This is a genomic window from Aeromonas sp. A35_P, assembly GCF_002259925.1.
Lineage (GTDB): Bacteria > Pseudomonadota > Gammaproteobacteria > Enterobacterales > Aeromonadaceae > Aeromonas > Aeromonas dhakensis.
Genome location: NZ_NEVB01000104.1, coordinates 1 through 6049, shown reverse-complemented (window position 1 = coordinate 6049; position 6049 = coordinate 1). Strand labels below are relative to the sequence as shown.

Annotated in this window: 11 protein-coding genes and 1 pseudogene; 2 read left to right on the top strand and 10 right to left on the bottom strand. The window is 59.2% G+C overall.

Annotated elements, in window-relative coordinates:
- The coding region (locus CAK78_RS07545; protein ID WP_217900815.1) for a DinI-like family protein at positions 1 to 311 on the top strand (311 nt) is incomplete at its 5' end.
- Positions 312 to 368: 57 nt separating this feature from the next.
- Here the strand turns inward: CAK78_RS07545 and CAK78_RS07540 are convergent.
- The 9 genes and pseudogenes from CAK78_RS07540 to CAK78_RS07500 form a co-directional block, all read right to left on the bottom strand.
- Positions 369 to 878 (bottom strand): lysozyme, encoded by a 510-nt coding sequence (locus CAK78_RS07540; RefSeq protein WP_094696881.1) that lies wholly within the window; start codon positions 876 to 878, stop codon positions 369 to 371.
- Between the two features lie 3 nt (positions 879 to 881).
- Positions 882 to 1145 carry an Rz1-like lysis system protein LysC gene (lysC, locus tag CAK78_RS23440; RefSeq protein ID WP_441296581.1) on the bottom strand — a complete coding sequence of 88 codons (264 nt, stop codon included), beginning with the start codon at positions 1143 to 1145 and terminating at the stop codon, positions 882 to 884.
- Positions 1060 to 1425: a DUF2570 family protein gene (locus CAK78_RS07535; protein ID WP_094696880.1), complete on the bottom strand. Its 366-nt coding sequence runs from the start codon at positions 1423 to 1425 to the stop codon at positions 1060 to 1062. The genes lysC and CAK78_RS07535 overlap by 86 nt, the downstream gene beginning before the upstream one ends.
- A complete protein-coding gene (locus CAK78_RS07530) occupies positions 1422 to 1667 on the bottom strand; it encodes a hypothetical protein (protein WP_094696879.1) in 246 nt (81 codons plus the stop codon). Before CAK78_RS07530 ends, CAK78_RS07535 begins: the two co-directional genes overlap by 4 nt.
- Positions 1664 to 2014 (bottom strand): hypothetical protein, encoded by a 351-nt coding sequence (locus CAK78_RS07525; protein ID WP_094696878.1) that lies wholly within the window; start codon positions 2012 to 2014, stop codon positions 1664 to 1666. Before CAK78_RS07525 ends, CAK78_RS07530 begins: the two co-directional genes overlap by 4 nt.
- Positions 2014 to 2925, bottom strand: a pseudogene (locus CAK78_RS07520) (baseplate J/gp47 family protein). Before CAK78_RS07520 ends, CAK78_RS07525 begins: the two are co-directional and overlap by 1 nt.
- A 227-nt stretch (positions 2926 to 3152) precedes the next feature.
- Positions 3153 to 4169, bottom strand: coding sequence for a phage late control D family protein (locus tag CAK78_RS07510; protein ID WP_094696875.1), 1017 nt, complete (start codon positions 4167 to 4169; stop codon positions 3153 to 3155).
- Positions 4157 to 4390: a tail protein X gene (locus CAK78_RS07505; RefSeq protein WP_094696874.1), complete on the bottom strand. Its 234-nt coding sequence runs from the start codon at positions 4388 to 4390 to the stop codon at positions 4157 to 4159. Before CAK78_RS07505 ends, CAK78_RS07510 begins: the two co-directional genes overlap by 13 nt.
- Positions 4387 to 4854, bottom strand: a complete 468-nt coding sequence (locus tag CAK78_RS07500; RefSeq protein WP_094696873.1) for a phage tail protein — start codon at positions 4852 to 4854, stop codon at positions 4387 to 4389. Before CAK78_RS07500 ends, CAK78_RS07505 begins: the two co-directional genes overlap by 4 nt.
- Before the next feature lie 203 nt (positions 4855 to 5057).
- Here CAK78_RS07500 and CAK78_RS07495 point away from each other — a divergent pair, with 203 nt between their 5' ends.
- Positions 5058 to 5306, top strand: coding sequence for a hypothetical protein (locus CAK78_RS07495; RefSeq protein ID WP_094696872.1), 249 nt, complete (start codon positions 5058 to 5060; stop codon positions 5304 to 5306).
- Positions 5307 to 5707: 401 nt separating this feature from the next.
- Here the strand turns inward: CAK78_RS07495 and CAK78_RS07485 are convergent.
- On the bottom strand, positions 5708 to 6049 hold a 342-nt coding region (locus CAK78_RS07485; RefSeq protein ID WP_141214109.1), incomplete at its 5' end, for a transposase.

Here is a 6049-nt window from a genome sequence, read left to right as displayed (position 1 = left end):
GGTTGGCAAATTCACTGTTTTTATATACAGTAAATAGCTGTGTGGATATACAGCAACAGGAGCGCCAAATCATGATCCTTCGCATCATCATCGACAAGAAGCAAAAGCTGCCCAACGGCACCACTGAAGCATTGCAAAAGGAGGCTGCACGCCGTCTTCTCACTCGCTGGCCTGAGCTGGTCATCGGCGTGATACGGGGGCAGCGCAATGACGTTGAGGTCAAACGCACCACTGCAGAGGAGCGGGATGCCATTCTGGAGGTGGTACAAGAGGTCTGGGAAGACCCTGATTCCTGGATGCCAGCCACCTGACCCCAATCAAACAAAAGGCCCGCAACTGCGGGCCTTGTTCATTCTGTATGGGTGGCATCATGCTGCCATCATCCCTCGCTCGATTGCCTGCTGGCCCGTCATCCCGCGAAACAGCGCTTCTTCAGCGGCTCTGCGGCGTATCAAGCCACGCATCACCTTGCCGTCGTTCTTGTTCCACTTCTTGAACTCCTGGGCGGCCCCCTCATAGTCACCGGCATTGAGCTTGCGCAGCAGGGTAGAATCCCCCAGCCCTTCGGCAATGGTGTCCGCATCGATGTCGGATCCGACGTTATAGGCAAACGACACCAGCGCATCGAACTGGCCCTGAGTCAGTGGCACCTTGACCAGTGATTCAACGTCCCGCTCAAAACTGCGCAGGTCTTCCAGGAAGGCGGCATCAGCCTGGGCTTGCGTCCAGACCAAACCAGGCTTTACCTCCGGGCCAGTATGGCCCCAACCAATGGTCCATGGCTCGCCGTTCTTGCTGCCAGGGGCCGGGTAAGCCTTGAGCTTGCAGTTCTCGAAATGGTGCATGACGGTGACGCCGCCTTGTTGTGAAGTCTTCATCGTTTACTCCTTCTGGCTATCTGCCCACTGACGCAGCGCGGTCATGCGAATATCGCAGGCTCGCAGTGCCGCGATCATCGCGGGCATGTCTTCTTCCACCACCGCCCCCCAGGTTGTGAGGTTCAGCGGCGGTACTGGGCAAGGGGCGCTCAAGCTGGCCGGAGGGACCAGCCTGACCACCTCAGTTTTTATCAAGGGGGGTGGTGGCGAGCTGGCGCAGGCGCACAGCAGCAGCGCCAGGCAACTCAGTAGTGCGGCACGGTTCATGGATGATGGTTTCCTTGATGTCTTTCTGGGCCTGCCCCTGCTCTGTGAGCAACTGGCCTGCCTGGCTCTGTACCTGCAAGGTGAGCTGGTTATTGCGGGCCACCTCCTCTTGCAGGCGGTTGATACTGGTGGCCTGGGCCGTCAGGGTCTCGCTTTGCTGGGACAGGGTGAGGGAGAGGCGCTGTGCGGCCTCTGCCTGCGTTACCCCCTGCTGGTGCCATAGCCAGACCATCAGCAGGCACCCCAGCCACGGCAGGGCCCGCCATAGCAGCGCGTTCATGCCTCCCTCCGCTTGCCCATCTCAAACCAGATGGCCACCAGCATGGCCAGGTCATAGGCCAGCCAGAAAAAGAACTCCGGTTTGAACTCGGTTTGACCGACGGTGTAAGGGGCTTTGAGCAGGACGTAAGCCAGCATCAAGCCGGTCACCCCCCAGTTGCGATAGCGCACAGCCCGCCCCATCACGACCAACCCTGCCACCACATCGAGGGCGGCAAACAACAGGTTCAAGTGCTCCATCATGATGGTTTCCTCCAAAGCGACTTGAGTTTCATCAAGGTGCCCAGCGGGTCTTCCGAAAACCCGCGCAGCACCGTGTTCATGCCGCGCAGGATCCACTGCGCCCCGAACGCGGCAACACCCGACCAAAACACCCGCATCGGCTCTGACAAGTCCCAGTAACTGAGACCCAGCCAGGCCATCCAGATAACAAACCCGCTCATCGGTGCCCCAATCAGGAAGTCCCTGACCGACAGGCGATCCGAACTGGCGGCCTGTGCCAGTGCGGCAAACAGCGCCAGACCTGCCAGGGCAGCTGTCATGCCCATGCTGTCCACGGCATCCTTGAAGGCGATAAACCACTCCCGCATCACCGCCCCCCTTCCGAGTTCTCGGCGACCCCCACCACGTTGATGGCCGTGATGCTCACCACCGGGTTCTGGTTGCGCTCCAGGGTGCGCATCGCAAGCGACGTGGTGCAGCGATAGACGCCCTGGATCTTCTGGCCAAGCCCAGTCAACGCTTCCGGCACGATGTCGCGCCCCAGTTGCTCTTTCCAGCGGGCCAGGGTGCTGACCAGGGCGCTGGTAAACTGGGCCTCTATGGCACTGGCTTGTGCCTTGTAGTCATTGAAGATTTCGAGCGTGAAGGTGCCGTCGCTGTGTACCTGCTCGGCGTCTTCGACGGTGATGCGATCCCCGAGGGGACGCACCTTGTCATCGCGAAGGACGTCTTCGATCTCCTGCTTGATGGCGTCGGTCGATGACTCTCCCCCAGCCATCAGGGCGCAGATGGCGATATCGTTGGGGGCAGGCGACCAGACCTTGACGTTCTTGATGGCCCCGTTGGCGGTCAGGGCGAAATACTCGTAGGCGTCATAGGGCCCGGCCACCGAGAACTTGCTGGGGGCCAGGTAGATGCGCTGGCGATAGCGGTCATCGTCCTCAATCTCACTGCCGCCCTGGCTTACCTCGGTATTGGTTGCGGCGCTCACCTCGGGGTGACCGGTCACCACCTCGGTGATCTCCCCTGGCAAGAACCCGTTGGCCTAGGTGCCGGGGGTCTGACATTGGGCAATCACTGTGATGGTGGTCGCCGTGGCGGCAACCGGGAACGGGTCGGTGGTGACAAACAGGCTTTGCCCATCCACGGCTCGCACGCTGAAGCCGGGTTCCAGCACGAACGCCGGGTGGCCAGGCTTGAGGGTCAGTTGCAAGGAGGTCAATGCGTGGCTTGCGGGCAGCCGCTCGCAGTCCACACTGGCCCCCTGGTGATCGAGCATTGCCCCCCCACCAAACGCCAGCAGGTTCTGCTTGCCCTCCCGGTTCATGTCGTCCACCAGCAGCTCCCGCTCGTAGGCAACCTGCTCCAGGACAAAGGTCTCCGGGTCGGACACCAGCGGATAATGGCCGGTACTGGCCTCGTAGTTCTTTTTGAGCCGGGTCAGGGTGCCGTTGTAGTCGTTCGGGATCACCTGTGGCTCTGGCAGATCGGATAAAGGGATCTGGCTCATGATGCGCGCTCCAGTTTGGCATTGCAGATCCAGCGTCCGCCGAGGCTGGTGGTCTGGGTAACCACCTTCCACAAGGGGGGCAACTTGCCTGCATCGGTCAGTTCAATCAGCTGGCCAGCGGCCAGGGGGGTGTTAATCAGTTGCAGTTGGCCAAAGGCCGTTTGCTTGGTGCCGGTGGCCGAGAGTTGGCTGTCGGCGTAGCGCTTGGCCTCTTCCAGGCTGCGTACCGGCACGTCATAGAGGCGCAAGGTGCGCCCCTCTGGCGCACCGGGATTGCCTGCCTGGTAGGTGATCTGCTTGCGTTGTTCGGCATCGTAGTAGTCGATGATGACGGCCCCGTAGGTGTCACGCTTGGTGATCGGGAAGTCGGCCTGACTCACGACATCGCGGCGTTTAAGGGACAGCTTGAGCCTGGGCAACTCAGGAGTGCCGACGTAAAGGGTCTGGTTCTTGTTCGATACCGGCAGGCCATAGCGCCCCGCCAGACGAGCCAAGAAATCCCGGCTGCTCTCGGCCCGCTGCTCGACTCTATCGAGCAACACGTCTTCGCCGTTGAACACCCCTTGCATGTCAGCCTCGGCGGCCAACTGGGCTACCAGGGCTGACAGCTTGATGTTGTTAAAAGCGCGGGTCTGCGCCTTTTCCATGGCATCGCGCTTTGCCGTTGCCGCCAACGTGCCGATTACCACTTCGTCCGGGCCGAAGCGAAACCGGATACTGTCAATTTCAAAGCGCCCCCAGGCCCAGCTCGATGCCTGGTTGCCCGGTGTGGCTTGGCGATGCTCCCAGACCACGCCGGGACTGAGGATGTCCCCCTCCTTGGGGAACCACTTTTCGGTAAAGATGCCGCCCCGGTTATCGAGCACCAGGCTGACCTGATCCCGCTCGCTCTTGCCCTGACGCAGGCTGTCCACATAGCTCAGTGACTTGACGTAAGGGGCCAGGTCTTCACTCACCTTGCGATTGGCCCAGGTCAGCAAAGCGGCATATTTGATGAGGCCTAACGCTGCCATGGGGCCAACTCCACCGGGGTAATGGCCTGCGCCGCCATCGAGGGTACGGTGATGACCAAGCCTGCGGGCATGACAAAGCCCTCTGTGCGACGTGCGGCATCCTGGTTGGCGCTGCGCAGGGCATTGATGGCCTGCTGGGTGACAGACCCGTAGGCCCGCACGCAGAGGGCATCCCAGCGTTCGCCCTGGATTGAGATGAGGGTGGTGGCCGGTGTACTCATTTGCCCGCTTCCTCATCGCGCACTTCCACCAGGGTCAGCTGATAGCTGACGGCGATGATGGTGCCGTTTGGCAGGGTCTCAATGATGGTGCGGGGCATCTCGCGGACGGTGAACATCCCCAGCGTCTCGGTGCCGACCACCAGCCCACGGGGGATCTGTTTCTCGGCGAGGTCTGTGAGATCGATATGGGCCTTGGTCAGGTCGGTGAACTCGTTGTGCAGCTCGATGGTCATGCGCACGGTGCGTTCGTCCTCCCCGGTCATCTGGTGCGAGGGATAGCCCTGCACCAGCAGCTGGGGTTGCACCCGCCAGCGGCGGCTGTCCTGGAAGTCCTTGGGGGAGAAAAAGGATTTGAACAGCACTTCGCCCAGCGCCCCCCATTGGGCATGACTCACCTGGCGGGCCGGAAACAAACTGTCCCCCATCAGACCCAGCAGGCTGCCTGCCACCTGATTTACATTCATTACGCCTCCTCGGGAGGCACGATGATGTCCTCCCCGGTCATGTCGTTGGTCAAGATGATTTGGCGCTCCTGTTGCTGTATATCCACACAGCTATTTGCTGTATATAAAAACAGTGAATTTGCCAACCAAGATTGTCCACTGGCCAAGTGCGGGGGTAGTATGGTTGCGCAACTGAGACTGCGTTGCCCCAACAGGAGACGAATATGTCGATTGAAGAAGCACTGGAGCCGTGGCTGTCAAAGCCAACCTGGTTCAGCTCTCACCCATCAGATCAGAAGCAGTTCAGCCTGGCCATGAGACAGCTCAAACAGCTCTCGGTAAGCCCGAGCGTGGAAGAGCTGGAACAGGTGATTATCCGGCGAGTAGAGGCTCTGCCCGCCATGCTCGGCACCCCGAGTGATATTCCTGCCGCTGCCAGGCAGTTTGCTATCAAGATCCACGCGAAGTTGTAAGCGTGATAGATGCAACAAGGCCCGCTATTGCGGGCCTTGTTTATTGCGCTTTTGCCTTATCGGTCGCGCATTCCACCATGCTTCAAAATCAGGGATCGTGCCTCGGAAACTGGGGTCTGAGATAAGCAACGCGGTATAAATTTTATTTAGGTCATATTTTTCCATGGTCATGGGATAGTAATCCAAATATGCCGAATCACTTTGCTCGACCCGAGAGACTATATCCGTGGTGAATATCTCCTTACACGGCTCTTGCATCTGATAAGTGATCGACCCTATTTGGCTATCGGTCATACATAGTATGTTTCTATTGAACATCTGTTGGGGGCGTGCCACCTCTTTGACGAAGAAAGGTATTCCAAACCAAGCCACCGCACATAGCGCCAGAAACCCTAACCTGATTACCCATGACCCTCAGCCAGCTTCAAGAGCCGATATGGCATCGGAGGGCTTGCCACGACTGCATGCCCCAATTCAACCAACATGCTTTTGAGGTCAAAACGATGATTAAACCGGAAGCAGTATTCAGCAAGATGTCTCGGTAAATGCTTCGCTCCGAGCGTATGGCAACTGCCCCGCAGCGAGTTCTTCACATTCCCTATCATCGTGTTTACCCAGTTGAATGCCGGATGATCCAGCAAGTCAAGGTTGCCCCCGGTGACAACACCCAGGTGCTCACAATTGGCCTCCTTCACCGCCCTGAAACAGGCCAATCCATCGGATATCACCGCGCTACCACTGGC